The organism is Agromyces sp. NPDC029043, from assembly GCF_055564615.1.
The window spans coordinates 1-16,757 of the sequence record NZ_JBVHVX010000009.1 but is presented as its reverse complement, the minus strand read 5'-3'; the positions used below and the strand labels follow the sequence as shown (position 1 = coordinate 16,757).

Here is a 16,757-nt window from a genome sequence, read left to right as displayed (position 1 = left end):
GAGGGGACGGCCGATGGTTTCCTTCATCCGGCGCCTCGCGCCGGCGTCGATGACGATCACGCTCGCAGCGCTCCTCGGCGCGGCGGTCGCCTTCGGCGGCGCGAGCACGGCCGCCGGGGCGGCCGCCTGTCCGAACGGCGCGACCATGAACATCGTGGCCCATCCGGACGACGACCTGCTCTTCCAGAGCCCCACCCTGCTCAATGCGGTGCGCGAGGGAACCTGCGTCCGGACGGTCTTCATGCTGGCCGGCGATTCTGGTGAGTTCGACGCCTACTGGGAGGATCGCGAGTCGGGGACGCAGGCCGCGTACGCCGAGATGATGTGGGCGGCCGACTCGTGGACGAGGAGTGATGCGGGCGTGCCGGGCCACCCGATTCCCGTGTACACCCTGAAGGGAGCGCCCCACGTCTCACTCGCGTACCTGAGGCTGCCCGACGGGAACATCGATGGGAGCGGGTACGCCCGCAACGACTACGAGAGCCTGCAGAAGCTCTACGCGGGTGCGCACCCGCGCATCTACCCGGTGGACGGAACCGCGTCGTACACGCTGAACGAGCTGATCGACACGCTCGTCGCGCTCATGGACTCGTATCGACCCAACTCAGTCAACACGCTCGACTACACCGCGAGCTACGCGAGCGGCGTCGACCACAGCGACCACCTCACGGTCGCGTACCTTGCGGCCATCGCCGAGGACCGGTACGGGGCACCTCACGGATTCGCCGGCTACCAGGGCTACGGCACCCAGTACCGTGCCGTCAACGTCAGCGGGTACGAGCGTACCGAGAAGGTGGACGCGTTCCTCGCGTACGCGCAGTGGGATTACCGCACCTGCTCGACGGCGGCGCAATGCTCGACACGTCCCGAGGGGGCATGGCTCGAACGGGAGTACACCGTCGGCGCGCCGACGCCGATTCCCCCACCGAACCCGGATCCCACGCCCACGCCCACACCGACGCCGACGCCGGACCCGAGTCCGACGTCACCGGGGAACGTCGCTCCCCGGGCGACGGCGACGGCGAGCTCCCAGAACACCTCGACCGGGCAGACCGCGCAGAAGGCCATCGACGGCGTCGTCGACGGCTACCCCGGCGACTCCACGAAGGAATGGGCCAGCGTCGGCGGCAAGGCCGGCACCACCCTCACCCTCAACTGGACCGCACCCCAAACCCTCAGCTCCATCCGCCTCCACGACCGGCCCAACGCCAACGACCGCGTCACCGCAGGCACGCTCACCTTCTCCGACGGCAGTGTCGTCAACGTGCCCGCGCTCGACAACGCCGGCGCCGCGACCACGGTGAACTTCAGCGCACGCAGCACGACCAGCGTCCGCTTCACCGTCACGAGCGTGAGCAGCACCACCGCCAACGTCGGCCTCGCCGAGATCCTGGCCATCGGCTACCCCACCCCCGCATCGACGCCGACGCCCACGCCCACCGCGACGCCCACGCCCACGCCCACGCCCACGCCCACACCCACACCCACACCCACACCCACACCGACACCGACACCGACACCGACACCCACGCCGACACCCACACCCACACCCACACCCACACCCACGCCCACACCCACACCCACGCCCACGCCCACGCCCACACCGACACCGACACCGACGAACGTCGCGCGGTCGGCGACCGTGACCGCAAGCTCGCAGAACACCTCGACCGGCCAGACGGCGGTCAAGGCCATCGACGGCGTCGTCGACGGCTACCCCGGCGACTCCACGAAGGAATGGGCGAGCGTCGGCGGCAAGGCCGGCACCACGCTCACGCTGTACTGGACCGCACCGCAGACCCTGAGCTCGATCCGCCTGCATGACCGGCCGAACAGCAGCGACCGCGTCACCGCAGGCACGCTCACCTTCTCCGACGGCAGCTCCGTCAACGTGCCTTCGCTCGACAACGCGGGAGCCGGCAACACCGTGAACTTCAGTGCACGGAGCGTGACCAGCGTCCGCTTCACGGTGACCGGCGTGAGCAGCACCACCGCCAACGTCGGCCTCGCCGAGATCCTGGCCAACGGATATCCCACGCCGGCCTCCGCGTCCGCGCCGGTCAACGTGGTGGGATCGGCGAGCGTGACGGCGAGCTCGCAGAACACCTCGACCGGGCAGACCGCGCAGAAGGCCATCGACGGCGTCGTCGACGGCTACCCCGGCGACTCCACCAGGGAATGGGCCAGCGTCGGCGGCAAGGCCGGCACCACCCTCACCCTCAACTGGACCGCACCCCAGACCCTCAGCTCCATCCGCCTCCACGACCGGCCCAACGCCAACGACCGCGTCACCGCAGGCACGCTCACCTTCTCCGACGGCAGTGTCGTCAACGTGCCCGCGCTCGACAACGCCGGCGCCGCGACCACGGTGAACTTCAGCGCACGCAGCACGACCAGCGTCCGCTTCACCGTCACGAGCGTGAGCAGCACCACCGCCAACGTCGGCCTCGCCGAGATCCTGGCCATCGGCTATCCCACGTCGGCCAACCGCACCGCCGCGGCGGCAGGACTCCCCTACACCGGAATCGTGCGTGCGTCGGAGACCGAGGAGCCGGCACCGGGCTCGACCCCCGAGGAGGCCCGCGAGATGATCGGCGTGCCGCCGGAGGCCACGATCGGCGTCGGTCGTTCGGCCCTGGCGCTGAGCCTCTTCCCGTTGGGGACGGCGATCACGCTGCCCGTGGGCGAAGCCTGGCTCCGCGTGCACCCGAGCTCCATGGCGACCGTCGAGGGCGGACCGGGCTCGAAGGAGCGCGCGCTCAGCGCCGAGGTCGAGCTCCGAGCGACGACCGGCCGAGTGGATCTCGCCAGCGCAACGCTCGCGATCCGCGACGGCGAGGGCAACCTGTACCCGGCTTCGCGGGCCACGGGCGCCGACGGACTGCGGGTCGATGGGCGGCTGGGAGAAGGCGACGCCCTCGAGGGCAGCGTGCGCTTCGCCGTGCCGACGTCAGCGAGCTCGCTCAGCCTCGTGCTGCTCGGCCCCGACGGGGCGGGAGTGATCGCGGAGTGGTCCATCGCCGGACACTGATCCGTCGAGGGCGTCCGGACGCTCAGCGAGCCGCGGCCGGCGGTCCGCACGGAGGAACCACCACGTCAGCAGCCCGACGCCGGCCGTGAAGGCGAGCGACCCGACGAGCCACGTCGCGTTCGGGGAGAACGGCACCCCCCACCACCATTCGACGATGGCGTCGAGGTTCAGGGTGACGGCGTCGGTGCCGACGACGTAGCGTCGCAGCTCGGCGTGCAGCGCCGCCGCCTGCGCGACGACGACCGCGGACGCGAGCATGACCGCCTGGGCGACGGTGAGGTGCACGCGATGGCGAAGCGGAAGCACGGCGACCGCGAGCAGGATCACGAGCACCGGAAGGATGTACCGCGGTTGCACGTACTCCCCGACGAGGGCGTTGCTGCGGACGAGGATGGTCACCGGCAACGCGACCGCCACGGCGCCGACCACGAGCAGCACGATGAGCTTGCGAACGGAGAGGACGCCGATCCCGATCACGATCGTCGCGCCGAACACCATCAGGCCGAGCACCCAGACGACGGCCCACATCGGCGTGTCGAGCCATCCGAGACCCCACCGCCCGAGCGCGCCGGCCAGCAGGTCGGGGACCTGCAGGAGGTTGGTCACGGTACGGGTCAGGCCACCCGCCTCGGTCTCGCCGCGAAGGCCGCGGCCCGCGAGCTCGGACTGCCCGGTCGAGAGGTAGAAGCCGATCGCGACCGCGACGAGCACCGCGGGAAGCACGAGGCGCCACAGGTACGCCCGTCGCCGCTGCCAGCTCAACGCGATGGCGCCCGCGATGGCGACGCCGGCATACACCGCCGCATCGGCTCGCGCTCCGGAGCCGAGGACGACGCCGAACGCGGAGATCGCGCCGAGCGCGATCATCCGCCAGCGTTCCTCTGCCGTCAGGTACCCCAGTGTCGCGATGAACACGATGGCGGCGGACGTGTACGCCCAGCTGCTCGGGTTCGTCGAGGGCACGATGAACATCCCGAGCGGGACGATCGTGGCCAGCACCGGCCAGAGCACGACGGGCTTCAACCGGCGCGCGGTGAGCACGACGAGACCGCCGACGGCGACGACGAAGACCAGCGCGTTGAACATGCGCATCGACAGGACGGCGAGGCCGAACTGGTCGGAGACGAACAACGACATCGTCGTGTAGAAGACCGGAGGGTAGTCGCCCGTGAAGTTGCCGGCGTCGGTGACGACCATGCTGTCGTCGTCTGCGCCCGAGGCCTGGCAGGCCCCGCTCTGCTCGGAGTCGAAGGCGTAGCACATCGAGTTCTGCACGAGGGCGCGCGGCACCCGGCGGTTGTCAGCCCCGGTGCCCTCCTCGCACTCGCCGTCCTGCTCGCCGGTCGCGCACCAGATGCTGGCCAGGTGGTACTGGTCGTCGGGGCTGGATCCGATCGGCGACGACAGCGCCCATGCCCCGAACGAGAGGAGCGCGAGCAGCGCGACGATGCCGGCGGCGGCGAGTCCGGAGAGGCGGAAGCCGCCCGTCGAATCGGGGTCCGTCTTCTCCACGTCCGTCTCGTCTCCATGTCTATCCGGGCGAACAACCGATCGAGCATACCCCGAAGCCCGCTGTCGCCCCGATCCGAGCCTGCCGTGACGCCGTCGGCACCATCGGCCGCCGCGCACCGGCCGCGGGGGTCACCCCGGAACGTCGACGGAGCGACAGGCGATCAGGGTGTGGCCTCCGGCACCGGTGTTGATGGCGTAGACGCAGACCTGCTGCGCGCCCGGTGGCGCCTCGGCCGTGTAGTCGAAGCCGTGCGCCGAGCCGTAGCCCGGATACGCAGCGGCGACGTCGGCCCGCTCACGATCGGCGGTCGTGGCGAATCCCGAGGAACCGACGTAGACGTGGACGGCGGTCGACGCGGCCGTGTCCGGGTCGATGGTCCATCCCGCCACCCGCACCGAGCGACTGCCCGCGGCGACGAGCTCCAGGTTGCCGATCGGCGCACGGCCGAGGTCGGAGGCAGGGGCGGTCGACGGCGGAACGGTGACCTCGCGGCATCCGAGTTGCACATGCCCGCCCGGCCCGGTGTTGATCGCATAGGCGCAGGCGGTGTACGTCCCCGGCCCGACCGCGACGCTGCCCCGGAACCCGTGGTTCGGACCGTACGCGGGGTTCGCCTGGCCGACGTCCGTCCGCTCGATGTCGGCCCGGACCGCCGTCGCGCTCGTGCCGACGTAGAGGTGGACGTCGATCGGCGAGGCGGTGTCGGGATCGAGCGCCCAGCCGGTGAAGGCCACGCCGTCTCCCTCGACGCGCACGTCCTCGAGCGCACCGACCGGGACGCGGCCGAGCTCCGGGATCGCCGCGTCCACGCGCACGGACGCGCATCGGAGCAGCGTGTGGCCGCCCGCACCCGTGTTGATGGCGTACGCGCAGACGTCGTACGTCCCGGGGGCGACCGTGATCAGCTCGGTGAACCCGTGCGCCGCGCCGTAGCCGGGGTACGCGGCCGCGATGTCGGGTCGGCTCCGGTCCGCGGCGATGGCGCGGCCGTTGGACCCGACATAGACGTGGACGGCGATCGATCGCGTGGTGTCCGGATCGAGCGCCCAGCCGGCCACGCGGATCGAGCCGTTCTCGGCGGCGATGACCTCGGCGTTGCCCACCGGCGGACGCCCGAGCTCGCCGATGACCTCGACCGTTCGGCAGGCGAGCTCGACGTTGGAACCGGCCCCGGCGTTCATGGCGTAGACGCACACCCGGGTCGAGCCCGGCGGAGCCGGCAGGGTCGCCCGGAACCCGTGGGCGTCGCCGTACACCGCGTACTTCGGATCGAGGGCCACGGGTCGGTCGGCCTGCGCCGCCACGGACGAGGAACCGACGTAGACGTGCACCTGGATCGGGCCGGTCGTGTCGGGATCGAGTGCCCAGCCCGACACCGTGACAGTCCCCTCGCCGACCTCGATCGGGTCGACGGAGCCGACCGGCGGGCCCGCCAGCAGGTCGACCCGGGAACAGGTGAGCAGGACGTTCGCACCCGACCCGACGTTGATCGCGTAGACGCAGACGTCCTGGGGACCCGACACCGCGACCGGGATCGTCGCATCGAATCCGTGGGCCGAGCCGAGCCCGTATGCGGCGCCGACGTCGGGGCGCTGCAACGACGCAGTGTGGGCCGAGCCGTTCGGTCCGACGTAGATGTGCACGGCGATGGGATCCGTCGTGTCCGGGTCGAGCGCCCAGCCCGCGACGCGAACCGTGCCCGGACCGGCGGTCACGACCTCGACGTTGCCGATCGGATTCCTGCCGCCGCCCCTCGGATCGCCGAACCAGTCGTGGAAGGTCACCCAGAAGTTGCGGTTGCCGTAGGCGGAGCAGCCGTCGCCGACCCCGCGGAGGTTCGCCAGCGCCGCCGCGTTGGGCTGGTAGGGCGTGTAGTTGTACAGGTTCGCCGTGGCCTGGTTGCGGATGTTCACGACGGACGATCCGCACGCCGTGTTCGGGTGGTACTGGATGGCGACCGAGCCGATACGGTACGTGCGCTGCGGGTAGTTCGTGTACTGCCGGAGCTGCCTGGCTGCGTGGTACACCTGGTTGTAGAAGCCGAAGTAGGCGGAATCGCAATCCGCGGTGTCGGGGCATCCGTAGCCCATCGCGACGCGGTACTGGCGCTCGGTCGGTGAACCGGCGGTGACGAGGCCCTGCTCCTTCTGCAACATGACGAGCAGCACCTGGGGATTGATCCGGCAGGCCTGCGCGGCCTTGACGATGATCCTCGACGCGGGCTCGTTCTCGGCGCCCGCGTACCCCGTGCAGTGGCCGGGCTCGACCGCGGCACGGGTGAACGTGGTCGCCCGATAGTCGCGGAGGCACGGCTGCCCGTTGGCGGCGGCGCACGACGGAAGCCTGGCCGCGAGGAAGGACTGGACCTGCGCCTCGTTCATCGCGCCCGAGTCGAAGAACCGGGCGTCGGAGATGATGTACCCGGCGTCCCATTCCGCTCCGGTGACGGCATCCGCACGGTCGGGCGGCGCCGTCCAGGGCATGAGCACGGCGGCGACGAGCGCGCCGACGATGAGGGCGACGCGCACGATCACCGACGACTCCCGCATGCGATCCCCCTCGATGTCGTCCCGTCCCGCGAAGGGGCTCGACGGTGCTCAGGGTATGACAGCGACGCCCGGACGCCGGGAAGCGACACAGGTCGATCGACGCGTCGGTCGGCACGGCTCTCGGCCGATCCTCGGATGGGGAATCGGTAGGATCAGACGAATCCCCCGAGAACGGAAAGACTGCGACATGCCGGAACCCAGCGGCGCCAAGGGCGCACGCGTGGTCGACGAGCCGCTTCGGCGGATCGGGCGCGACCCGTCGCTCGGCCGCGGCACATGGCTCTCGATCGCCGAGGTGTTCGCGCATCGCGAGCTGCTCGCCCGGCTCACGAGCCGTGAGATCCGCGCCAAGTACAAGAACAGCAGCCTCGGCGTCGTGTGGTCGCTCATGCGCCCGCTCGCGCAGCTCGCGATCTACTACGTCGCGATCGGCCAGTTCCTCGGTGCGGCGCGATCCATCCCCGATTTCGCCATCTTCGTGTTCGCCGGCCTGACCGCGTGGAGCCTGTATGCCGAGATCATCACCGCCGGCACCAACTCGGTGGTCAACAACGCCGGCCTGGTCAAGAAGGTCTACGTGCCGCGCGAGATCTTCCCGCTCGCGGCCGTGGGCGGCTCGATCTTCAACTTCCTCGTGCAGTTCGCGATCCTCCTGGTCGCGACGTTCGCACTCGGGCGGCCACCACTGCACGCCGACATCGCCTACCTGCCGCTCAGCATCCTGCTGATCCTCGTCTTCGCGACGGCGCTCGCGCTCGTGCTCTCGGCGCTCAACGTGTACCTGCGCGACGTGCAGCATCTCATCGAGATCCTGCTGCTCATCCTGTTCTGGGCCTCGCCGATCGTCTACTCCGCCGGCTTCGTACACGACGCCATCGGCGGCACGTTGCTCGAGGAGCTCTACTTCGCCAACCCGGTCACGCTCGCCGTCCTCGGCATGCAGAAGGCCATGTGGGTCGCCGGGTCCGAGGATCCGGCCCAGTACTGGCCCGACCTCCTCTGGCTGAGGCTGCTGATCGCGCTGGCGGTATGCCTGCTCCTGCTCTTCCTGGCGCAGCGCACCTTCTCCCGCCTCCAGAGCAACTTCGCGCAGGAACTATGAGCACCGAGGTCATGACCGAGCCCCTCGTCCGGATCGACGACGTCTCCAAGCGATTCGTCCTGCACAAGGACAAGTCCCTCAAGGACCGGGTGCTGTACTGGCGGTCGCGGTCGAAGTCGCGCTCGGAGTTCCGGGCCCTCGACGGCGTGTCGCTCGACATCCACCTCGGCGAGACGGTCGGGCTCATCGGCCACAACGGCTCGGGCAAGAGCACGCTCCTGAAGGTGATCGGCGGGATCATCGACCCGAGCGAGGGCGCCGTGTACCGTCGCGGGCGCGTCGCGGCGCTGCTCGAGCTGGGCGCCGGCTTCCATCCCGACCTGTCGGGCCGCGAGAACGTCTACCTCAACGCCGCCCTGCTCGGCATGTCCACCGCCGAGACCGACGCGGTCTTCGACGACATCGTGGAGTTCTCCGGCATCGGCGAGTTCATCGACTCGCAGGTCAAGTTCTACTCCTCGGGCATGTACGTCCGCCTCGCCTTCGCGGTGGCCGTGCACTCCGATCCGGATCTCCTCCTCGTCGACGAGGTCCTCGCCGTGGGCGACGAGCCCTTCCAGCTGAAGTGCATGAACAAGATCCGCCAGTTCCAGCGCGAGGGCCGCACGATCGTGCTCGTGAGCCACTCCTCCGAGCAGGTGGCGGATGTCTGCACGCGCGCGGTCGTCCTCGACGCGGGCCGCGTGGTGCACGACGGCGCGGTCGGAGCGGGCATCCGGGTGCTCCGCGAGGGCTACGAGCGCGACCGGCTGGCCCACGAGGAGGAGGCTGAGACGGGTGAGCCGCATCATCCGGCGGTGGAGATCGGGTCCGTCACGGTGTCGCACGGCGACGGGCGCCCGCTCGGGAGCGAGCCGCTCACGCCGGGCACCGACCTGAAGCTCACCATCCACGCCGAGGTGCTCCGTCCCACCGAGTGGATCACCGGGTTCACGCTGCAGTCGACCCTCGGCCACGCCATCTACCGGCTGAACACCGAGGGCCTCGGCATCGAGCTGCCGACCGCCCCCGGACGCTACGACGTGGAGTTCACGCTTCCGTCGACGAACTTCGGCGTCGACCGGATGATCATCAGCGCCGGCGCGACCGACGGCGGCGGCACGCCGATCACCGTGCTCGACCCCGCCGGCACGCTCGACTACGCCGACGACCCGTACGGTGCGGGCGTGGTGCAGTTCGCGGCATCCGGCGCCGTCACGCCCGTCACCTCATGAGCGCGCCGGTCCGTCGCAACGTCGCCGTCGTGTCGGTGGGCTACGGCTCCGCGGGCGAGATCGCGTCGATGCTCGGCAGCCTGCCGGGCGCGGCCGCCGCGCCGCCGCTCGTCGTGGTCGCCGACAACCGCCCCGACTCCGACCCGACGCGCGAGGTGACGCTCGCGGCCGGTGCGACGTACCTGCCGATGCCCGGCAACCTGGGGTATGGCGGTGCCGTGAACGCCGCCGTGCGAACGCTGCCCCCCGAGATCGACTGGGTGCTCATCACGAACCCCGACGTGCTCCTGCACGAGGGGGCGATCGACCGCCTGGTCGAGAAGGGCGAGGCCGCAGACGACATCGGCGCCGTGGGTCCGCTCGTGCGCAACGACGACGGCTCGGTCTATCCCTCCGCGCGGGAGGTCCCGAGCATCCGCACCGGATCGGGGCACGCCCTCTTCTCGAACCTGTGGCCGTCGAACCCGTGGACTCGCCAGTATCAGGCGAGAGCCGCGACCGAGGTCGAGCGCGACGCCGGATGGCTGTCGGGCTCGTGCGTGCTCGTACGGCGGACGGCGTTCGAGGCGGTCCACGGCTTCGACGAGGGGTTCTTCATGTACTTCGAGGACGTCGACCTGGGCTACCGGCTGGGCCGGGCGGGTTGGCGGAACCGGTTCACCCCTGCGGCCGAGGTCACGCACACCGGGGGCCACTCGACCGCGGGCGAGTCCGCCGCCATGGTGCGCGCGCATCACCGGAGTGCCGAGCGCTTCATCCGGAAGAAGTACCCCGGCCTGTGGTTCTGGCCCGTCCGCGTGGTGCTGCTGACCGGGCTCCGGCTCCGCTCGCGCCTCGTCGAGCGCCGGGCCGTCCACTCGACCGCCTGACCGGCGCCGGTGCCGTCTCCGGTGAACCGGGTCAGGAACCGTCGCGGCTCGGACGGTTCCGACGGAGCAGGCCACCGAGGACCCGCACCGGTCGCGACACGGCCCAGCTCGTGCTCGTCAGCACCTCCTCGAGGGCGGCGTCGCGCTGAGCGACATCCTCGGTCAACCCCTCGACCTGGTGCTTGAGCACGTCGACCACGGCGTGCAACGACTCGACCTCGGCGGGCATCGCCTCGAGCTCGGCCTGCCGCGAGACGACCGACCCGAGCCCCTCGTAGGTCGACCGCACCGCGCGAGCCGTCACGGCGTCAGCCTGGAAGATCGACGCGAGTCCGTCGCTGCGCACCTCGCCCACACCGAGCACGCCGAGTCCGTGGCCGTGCTCGAACGCGAACGACGGGTGCTCGCCCGCGAGTTCCTCCCAGAGCTGCCACACCCCGAAGCCGGGAGCGCGCTCGGCGATGTCGTGGAACAGGATCACCCCGCCGTCGCGGACCGTGGAGACCCAGGACTCGTAGTCCTCGCGGGCATCCGCGTACCCGTGCCGTCCGTCGATGTGGAGCAGGTCGACGCTGTCGTCGGGGACGAGCGGGCGGGACTCCGAGAAGTACCCGCGCAGCAGTCGCGTGGATCCGGCGTAGTCGCGCTCGGCGATGTCGCGGACGCTGGTCCACACGCTCTCGTCGTAGAAGCCCGACTGCTCGTCGCCACGCCACGTGTCGAGCGCGGTGAGCTGCGTGTCGAGGCGGAGCCGCCGCACGGCCTCGGCGAACACGAAGAACGAGAACCCGGCGTGCGTGCCGAGCTCGACGACCGATCGCGGCCGCAGCTCGTCGATCAGCCAGAACGCGAACGGCGCATGCTCGAGCCAGGCCGAGGTGACGATGTGGGCGGGCTGCCAGTACGACGTCGGGCCGAGCCATGGCGGTGACGGCATGGCGTTCGCCTCGGTCGCCTGGGCACCGGCGTGGATCGTCGATTCCGGCACGGCTCTCCCTCTTCTCCGTATCGGATGAGCCTATCGCTCCGGGCCGCCTCGCGGGGGCCCGGATTCCTGCGGATCCGCCCGGATCCGCCGCCCCCTACCGGCCGAGCAGCCGCCGGAGGTACGCGCCGTATCCGCTCTTGACGAGCGGGGCGGCGAGCGAGGCGAGCTGCTCGTCGTCGATCCATCCGGCGCGCCAGGCGATCTCCTCGATGCACCCGATCTTGAACCCCTGCCGGTCCTCGATGACGCGCACGTATTCCGAGGCCTGCATCATCGACTCGAACGTCCCGGTGTCGAGCCACGCCGTGCCGCGGTCGAGCACCTGGACGCTGAGCGCGCCCTCCTCGAGGTAGCGCTCGTTCACGGTCGAGATCTCGAGCTCGCCGCGAGCGCTCGGCTCGATCGTCTTGGCGATCTCGACGACGCGGTTGTCGTAGAAGTACAGGCCGGGGACGGCGTAGTCGCTCTTCGGCTCGGCGGGCTTCTCCTCGATCGAGACCGCCCGGAAGCCCTCGTCGAACTCGACGACGCCGTAGGCGGTGGGATCGCTCACCTGGTACGCGAAGATCAGGGCGCCGTCGACGTCGGTGTGCTGGCGGAGCGCCGAGCCCAGGCTGCTGCCGTGGAAGATGTTGTCGCCCAGCACGAGCGCGACGCTCTCGTCGCCGATGAACTCCTCGCCGATGATGAAGGCCTGCGCGAGGCCGTCGGGCGAGGGTTGCACGGCGTACTCGAGCCGGATGCCGAGGTCGCTGCCGTCGCCGAGCAGCGCGCGGAACTGCGCGTTGTACTCGGGCGTGGTGATGACGAGGATCTCGTTGATGCCCGCCATCATGAGCGTCGACAGCGGGTAGTAGATCATCGGCTTGTCGTAGATGGGCATGAGCTGCTTCGAGATGCCCTTGGTGATCGGCCAGAGCCGGGTGCCGGAGCCGCCGGCGAGGATGATGCCGCGCATCGGTCAGTTCCCCCTGGTGTTCAGTGAGTCGTAGAAGGCACGCGCCGCGTCCCAGGTCGGCAGCAGGCCGGATGCCGCGGCCTCGGCGAGGCTCGGCGCCTCGGTGTCCTTCGGGGAGAGCAGCGGCTCGCCCGCGGCATCCGGGAACACCAGGCCGACCTCGGGGTCGAGCGGGTTGATGCCGTGCTCGCGCTCGGCGTTGAACGTCGAGGTGACGAGGTAGCTGACGGTGGCGTCGTCGGTCAGGGCCACGAAGCAGTGGCCGAGGCCCTCGGCGATGTAGATCGCGCGGCGGTCGACATCGTCGAGCAGCACCGAGTCCCACTGCCCGTACGTGGGCGAGCCGACGCGGATGTCGATCACGAAGTCGAGCACCGCACCATGGGTCGCCGTGACGTACTTGGCCTGGCTCGGCGGGATGTCGGCGAAGTGGATGCCGCGGACCACGCCGCGCTTGGACACCGAGGTGTTGCCCTGTGCGAGCTCGAGCCGGTGCCCGACGGCCTCCTCGAGCCGGTCGAACCGGTACCACTCGAGGAATACCCCGCGGTCGTCGCCGAACTGCTTCGGGGTGACCTCGTAGCTGTCGGGGATCTTCAGTTCACGGATCTGCACGAGAGGCAAGCCTACCGGGCGGCGCGATCGGGCGCCGCAGCGATCATCCTCCCGCGGGCGACCAGTCTCCCCAGGTGATCGGGGACGTGCCGGTGAGCTCGGCCGCGTGCAGCGATCCGTCCGCGGCGTGCATCAGAAGCACCGGGAGGCCGTCGGCGTCGGCGACCAGGGCGGGGGCGCCGATCGTGGTGCCGCCGAGGTCGGTCCAGTCGCCGAAGGCGTCGTTCGGCCCGACCTGCCAGGCGACCTGGATCGAGCCGTCGAACGTGCGCTGCGCCACGAAGACCCGCCCCTCGACGCCGTCGGCCCGCACGGCGGCGATCACGTCGACGCCGTCGTCGCCGCCGAGGTCCTCGGGATCCGAGAAGCCGCCGCCGAGCTCCGTCTCGACCATGAACCGCGCGACGCCGCCGACGGTGCGGTAGAAGCAGTGGAGTCGATCGTCCTGCCCCGGAGCGAGGCTCGGTGAGCAGCAGGGTCCCTCGTCGCTCCGAACGATCGGCGGCGACCAGCCTCCGTCGGGGACCGCCTGCGCCCAGGTCCGCACGGTCCCTCGAGTGGCCATCGCGACGAATCCGCGCCCGTCCGGGCGCAGGACCGCAGCGGGCGTCCCCTGAAGGTCCGCCTGCCCGAAGTCGACCCAGTCCGACCAGGAGCCGTCGACCGTCTCGTAGATCGTGCTGAGCCCCGTGCCGGAGTTGCGGAGGAAGACCTGCAGCCGGCCGTCGTCGTTCGGCATGACGGCGGGCGCGAGGTTGTTCGCGGCGCCGCTGTGGTTGCCGAGATCGATCCACTCCGAGAATGCGCCGCCGGGCGCGAGCTCGACACTCGTGTGGAGATCCCGCGTGTCCGCGTGGACCCCGAACACGGCGAGCCGTCCGTCGGCGTGCCTGGCCACGGCGAGTGAGGGCGCGAGGTCGAGGCGATCGAGGGTCTCCGGCGTCGTCCACGTTCCGCCCTGCGAGACCTGCCGCCAGTGCCGCACCGCGCCGCCCTGCACCGCGAACGCGTGGATCCTGCCCGCGTCGTCGGTCGTCGCCCAGGCGCCGCCGACCTCCCACTTGCGGTAGAACCGCTCCAGCCACTCGGGCGGTGTGGAGAACGCGTTGTCGTCGTGGACGCGATACGCGCCGAAGATCTCCGCCTTCTCGTCGCTCCGAGCGGGCGACAGGCTGCTCGGCATGGCGCGGATGTTGTAGGCGCGATGCTCGACGACGGTGACGCGCGCGCCGTCCTGCGTGTGGATGTCGGTGGCCAGCCGGGCGAACGAGGCCACCGCGACGTGGTCGACGTGGTCGGCGAACAGGTCCGTCGCCGACCCGGAGTCGCCGGTGCGGACGATCGTCGGCCCGAACTCGACCATGATGTCGATGAGCACCCGGAGCAGGTCGCCCTGCCGGTAGTCGTAGATCTGCGCGACCGGGGAGCCGTCGGGCAGCAGGGTGGACTCCACATGGTCGACGTCGGCCCAGAGCTTCGGCACCGCGAGGAGGTGCTGCGAGTCGCCGCCGTCGGGCAGGCAGAGGAACATCGTCCGGACGGTCGGCTCGGCGTCCAGCACGGCGAGTTCGACCTCGCGGTCCGCCACCGGGTGCGCGGTACGCGTCCACTCATCGGGCGCGCCGACCGCGTGCGCGTAGGCAGCACGGATCCCCGCCTGCCGCTCGGCCGCGTAGTGCTCGCGGCTGATCGCGTCGCCGTCGGCCTCCCCCGCGGTCACGAAGACGGTCAGGCACGGTCGGCCGGAACGCAGATCCTCGACGAGTTCCGGGCTGAGGAACAACAGGTCGTCGTCCTCGTGGGCGACGATCGCGAGGTGCCGCCCACCGGCACCATCGGCTTCCAGGTCAGCCATCCCGCACCCCCCTGCAGCGGAATCGCGACGCCCCGGCGGGCGCCCGCCCCTCAGGTGCGAGGGTACGCCGTTCAGGATCCGCCCGCGCGGGCTCGCTACGATAGCCGGGTGTCAAGACTCCTCGTGACCGGCGGTGCCGGCTTCATCGGCTCCAACTTCGTCCACTACGTGCTCGAGAACACCGACCACTCGGTCACCGTGCTCGACAAGCTCACCTACGCCGGCAACCTGGCCTCCCTCGACGGGCTGCCCGACGACCGGTTCCGGTTCGTGAAGGGCGACATCTGCGATGCCGGGCTCGTCGACGAGCTGTTCTCCCAGCACGATGCGGTCGTGCACTACGCGGCCGAGAGCCACAACGACAACTCGCTGGCGAACCCGCGGCCGTTCCTCGACACCAACATCATCGGCACCTACACGCTGCTCGAGGCCGCGCGGAAGCACGACATCCGCTTCCACCACATCTCGACCGACGAGGTCTACGGCGACCTCGAGCTCGACGATCCCGCGAAGTTCACCGAGCAGACGCCGTACAACCCGTCGAGCCCGTACTCGTCGACGAAGGCGGGCAGCGACCTGCTCGTTCGCGCGTGGGTCCGCTCCTTCGGGGTGAAGGCGACGATCTCGAACTGCTCGAACAACTACGGCCCCTACCAGCACGTCGAGAAGTTCATCCCGCGGCAGATCACCAACGTCCTGCGCGGCGAGCGTCCGAAGCTCTACGGCAAGGGCGAGAACGTCCGCGACTGGATCCACGCGAACGACCACTCCTCGGCCGTGCTCACGATCCTCGAGAAGGGCGTCATCGGCGAGACCTACCTGATCGGCGCCGACGGCGAGCGCAACAACAAGGACGTGGTCGAGCTGATCCTCACCATCCTCGGGCAGCCCGCCGACGCGTACGACCACGTCGTCGACCGTCCCGGCCACGACCTGCGCTACGCGATCGACTCGACCCGGCTTCGCACCGAGCTCGGCTGGGTGCCGGAGTTCTCCGACTTCGAGTCGGGCCTCGCCGACACGGTCGCCTGGTACCGCGACAACGAGGGCTGGTGGGCGCCGCAGAAGGACGCGACCGAGGCCAAGTACGCCGCGCAGGGGCAGTGACCCGATGCGCGTGCTCATCACCGGCGCGAACGGCATGCTCGGGCGCGACCTGCAGGCGGCCCTGACGGGTCACGAGGTCACCGCGCTCGCACGGGCCGACCTCGACGTGACGGATGCCGCGGCGGTCGCGGACGCCGTGCGCGGCCACGACGCCGTGGTCAACTGCGCCGCCTACACCAAGGTCGACGACGCGGAGTCGCACGAAGACCTGGCGTACGCCGTCAACGCGACCGGGCCGGCGAACCTCGCCACGGCCTGCGCCGAGACCGGCGCACGCCTCGTGACGGTCTCGACCGACTACGTCTTCGACGGCAACGCCCACGAACCGTACGCAGAGGACCTGACCCGCGATCCGATCAACGCCTACGGCCGCACGAAGGCCGCCGGCGAGGAGCTCGCGCTGGCCGCCCATCCCTCCGGCACCTACGTGGTGCGCACCGCGTGGCTGTACGGCGAGCACGGGCCGAACTTCGCCCGGACCATGCTGAACCTGGCGAAGACGAAGGACGCCTGGTCCGTCGTCGACGACCAGCTCGGCCAGCCGACGTGGACGGCCGACGTCGCGGCGCAGATCGTGGCGCTCCTCGACGCCGACGCGCCCGCCGGCATCTACCACGGCACCAACTCCGGGCGGGCGACCTGGTACGAGTTCGCGCGCGCCGTGCTCGAGGAGTCGGGCCTCGACCCCGAGCGCATCACGCCGACCGACAGCGCGTCGTTCGTCCGTCCGGCTCCGCGGCCCTCCTACTCGGTCCTCGGCCACGACGCGTGGGCGGCCGCGGGCATCCCCGAGATGCGCCCGTGGCGCGACGCGCTCGCCGATGCGGTGCGGCGGGGGATCTTCACGGACTGACGCCGGGTCGGGGGGGGGGGGGGGGGGGGGGGGGGGGGGGGGGGGGGGGGGGGGGGGGGGGGGGGGGGGGGGGGGGGGGGGGGGGGGGGGGGGGGGGGGGGGG

At 70.7% G+C, this 16,757-nt stretch carries 12 protein-coding genes; 6 read left to right on the top strand and 6 right to left on the bottom strand.

The annotated features are described in order from the left end of the window. Positions 1–13 precede the first annotated feature (13 nt). Entirely contained in the window at positions 14–3,031 is a 3,018-nt protein-coding gene (locus tag ACZ4TW_RS12610; RefSeq protein ID WP_465543072.1) for a DUF7402 domain-containing protein, read from the top strand. Here the strand turns inward: ACZ4TW_RS12610 and ACZ4TW_RS12605 are convergent. Together ACZ4TW_RS12605 and ACZ4TW_RS12600 are read right to left on the bottom strand one after the other, a co-directional pair. Then, entirely contained in the window at positions 2,951–4,543 is a 1,593-nt protein-coding gene (locus ACZ4TW_RS12605; RefSeq protein ID WP_465543071.1) for a DUF2142 domain-containing protein, read from the bottom strand. The two genes, ACZ4TW_RS12610 and ACZ4TW_RS12605, sit on opposite strands and share 81 nt — an antisense overlap. Positions 4,544–4,672: 129 nt before the next feature. Continuing rightward, entirely contained in the window at positions 4,673–7,093 is a 2,421-nt protein-coding gene (locus ACZ4TW_RS12600) for a hypothetical protein (protein ID WP_465543070.1), read from the bottom strand. 187 nt (positions 7,094–7,280) lie between these two features. Between ACZ4TW_RS12600 and ACZ4TW_RS12595 the strand changes: the two genes are divergently transcribed. Genes ACZ4TW_RS12595 through ACZ4TW_RS12585 form a run of 3 tightly spaced genes read left to right on the top strand, consistent with a single transcriptional unit; the run spans position 7,281 to position 10,278 of the window. Continuing rightward, positions 7,281–8,195 carry an ABC transporter permease gene (locus tag ACZ4TW_RS12595; RefSeq protein WP_465543069.1) on the top strand — a complete coding sequence of 305 codons (915 nt, stop codon included), beginning with the start codon at positions 7,281–7,283 and terminating at the stop codon, positions 8,193–8,195. Between the two features lie 11 nt (positions 8,196–8,206). Then, entirely contained in the window at positions 8,207–9,409 is a 1,203-nt protein-coding gene (locus tag ACZ4TW_RS12590) for an ABC transporter ATP-binding protein (RefSeq protein ID WP_465543068.1), read from the top strand. Beyond that, the gene (locus tag ACZ4TW_RS12585) at positions 9,406–10,278 is read left to right on the top strand and encodes a glycosyltransferase family 2 protein (protein ID WP_465543067.1); all 873 of its coding nucleotides are present in this window, start codon (positions 9,406–9,408) and stop codon (positions 10,276–10,278) included. The genes ACZ4TW_RS12590 and ACZ4TW_RS12585 overlap by 4 nt, the downstream gene beginning before the upstream one ends. Positions 10,279–10,309: 31 nt before the next feature. Here the strand turns inward: ACZ4TW_RS12585 and ACZ4TW_RS12580 are convergent, their stop codons facing one another. The 4 genes from ACZ4TW_RS12580 to ACZ4TW_RS12565 all read right to left on the bottom strand — a co-directional run bounded on the left by ACZ4TW_RS12580 (position 10,310) and on the right by ACZ4TW_RS12565 (position 14,694). Further along, complete coding sequence (locus tag ACZ4TW_RS12580; RefSeq protein ID WP_465543066.1) at positions 10,310–11,266, bottom strand: class I SAM-dependent methyltransferase; 957 nt, start codon at positions 11,264–11,266, stop codon at positions 10,310–10,312. 94 nt (positions 11,267–11,360) lie between these two features. Next, on the bottom strand, positions 11,361–12,224 hold the full coding sequence (gene rfbA / locus ACZ4TW_RS12575; RefSeq protein ID WP_465543065.1) for a glucose-1-phosphate thymidylyltransferase RfbA: 864 nt from the start codon (positions 12,222–12,224) through the stop codon (positions 11,361–11,363). A gap of 3 nt (positions 12,225–12,227) precedes the next feature. Then, a complete protein-coding gene (locus tag ACZ4TW_RS12570) occupies positions 12,228–12,839 on the bottom strand; it encodes a dTDP-4-dehydrorhamnose 3,5-epimerase family protein (protein ID WP_465543064.1) in 612 nt (203 codons plus the stop codon). Positions 12,840–12,882: 43 nt separating this feature from the next. After that, positions 12,883–14,694: a DUF8189 domain-containing protein gene (locus tag ACZ4TW_RS12565; RefSeq protein WP_465543063.1), complete on the bottom strand. Its 1,812-nt coding sequence runs from the start codon at positions 14,692–14,694 to the stop codon at positions 12,883–12,885. Between the two features lie 108 nt (positions 14,695–14,802). Here ACZ4TW_RS12565 and rfbB point away from each other — a divergent pair, with 108 nt between their 5' ends. Together rfbB and rfbD are read left to right on the top strand one after the other, a co-directional pair. After that, the gene (rfbB, locus tag ACZ4TW_RS12560; RefSeq protein ID WP_465543062.1) at positions 14,803–15,801 is read left to right on the top strand and encodes a dTDP-glucose 4,6-dehydratase; all 999 of its coding nucleotides are present in this window, start codon (positions 14,803–14,805) and stop codon (positions 15,799–15,801) included. A gap of 4 nt (positions 15,802–15,805) precedes the next feature. Next, positions 15,806–16,654 (top strand): dTDP-4-dehydrorhamnose reductase, encoded by an 849-nt coding sequence (rfbD, locus tag ACZ4TW_RS12555; RefSeq protein WP_465543061.1) that lies wholly within the window; start codon positions 15,806–15,808, stop codon positions 16,652–16,654. Positions 16,655–16,757: the final 103 nt, after the last annotated feature.

Coding starts and splice junctions, on each gene's coding strand:
- ACZ4TW_RS12565 (WP_465543063.1), bottom strand. CDS start 14,694: ATGGCTGACCTGGAAGCCGATGGTGCCGGTGGGCGGCACCTCGCGATC.
- ACZ4TW_RS12590 (WP_465543068.1), top strand. CDS start 8,207: ATGACCGAGCCCCTCGTCCGGATCGACGACGTCTCCAAGCGATTCGTC.
- ACZ4TW_RS12585 (WP_465543067.1), top strand. CDS start 9,406: ATGAGCGCGCCGGTCCGTCGCAACGTCGCCGTCGTGTCGGTGGGCTAC.
- ACZ4TW_RS12600 (WP_465543070.1), bottom strand. CDS start 7,093: ATGCGGGAGTCGTCGGTGATCGTGCGCGTCGCCCTCATCGTCGGCGCG.
- ACZ4TW_RS12595 (WP_465543069.1), top strand. CDS start 7,281: ATGCCGGAACCCAGCGGCGCCAAGGGCGCACGCGTGGTCGACGAGCCG.
- ACZ4TW_RS12610 (WP_465543072.1), top strand. CDS start 14: ATGGTTTCCTTCATCCGGCGCCTCGCGCCGGCGTCGATGACGATCACG.
- rfbD (WP_465543061.1), top strand. CDS start 15,806: ATGCGCGTGCTCATCACCGGCGCGAACGGCATGCTCGGGCGCGACCTG.
- rfbA (WP_465543065.1), bottom strand. CDS start 12,224: ATGCGCGGCATCATCCTCGCCGGCGGCTCCGGCACCCGGCTCTGGCCG.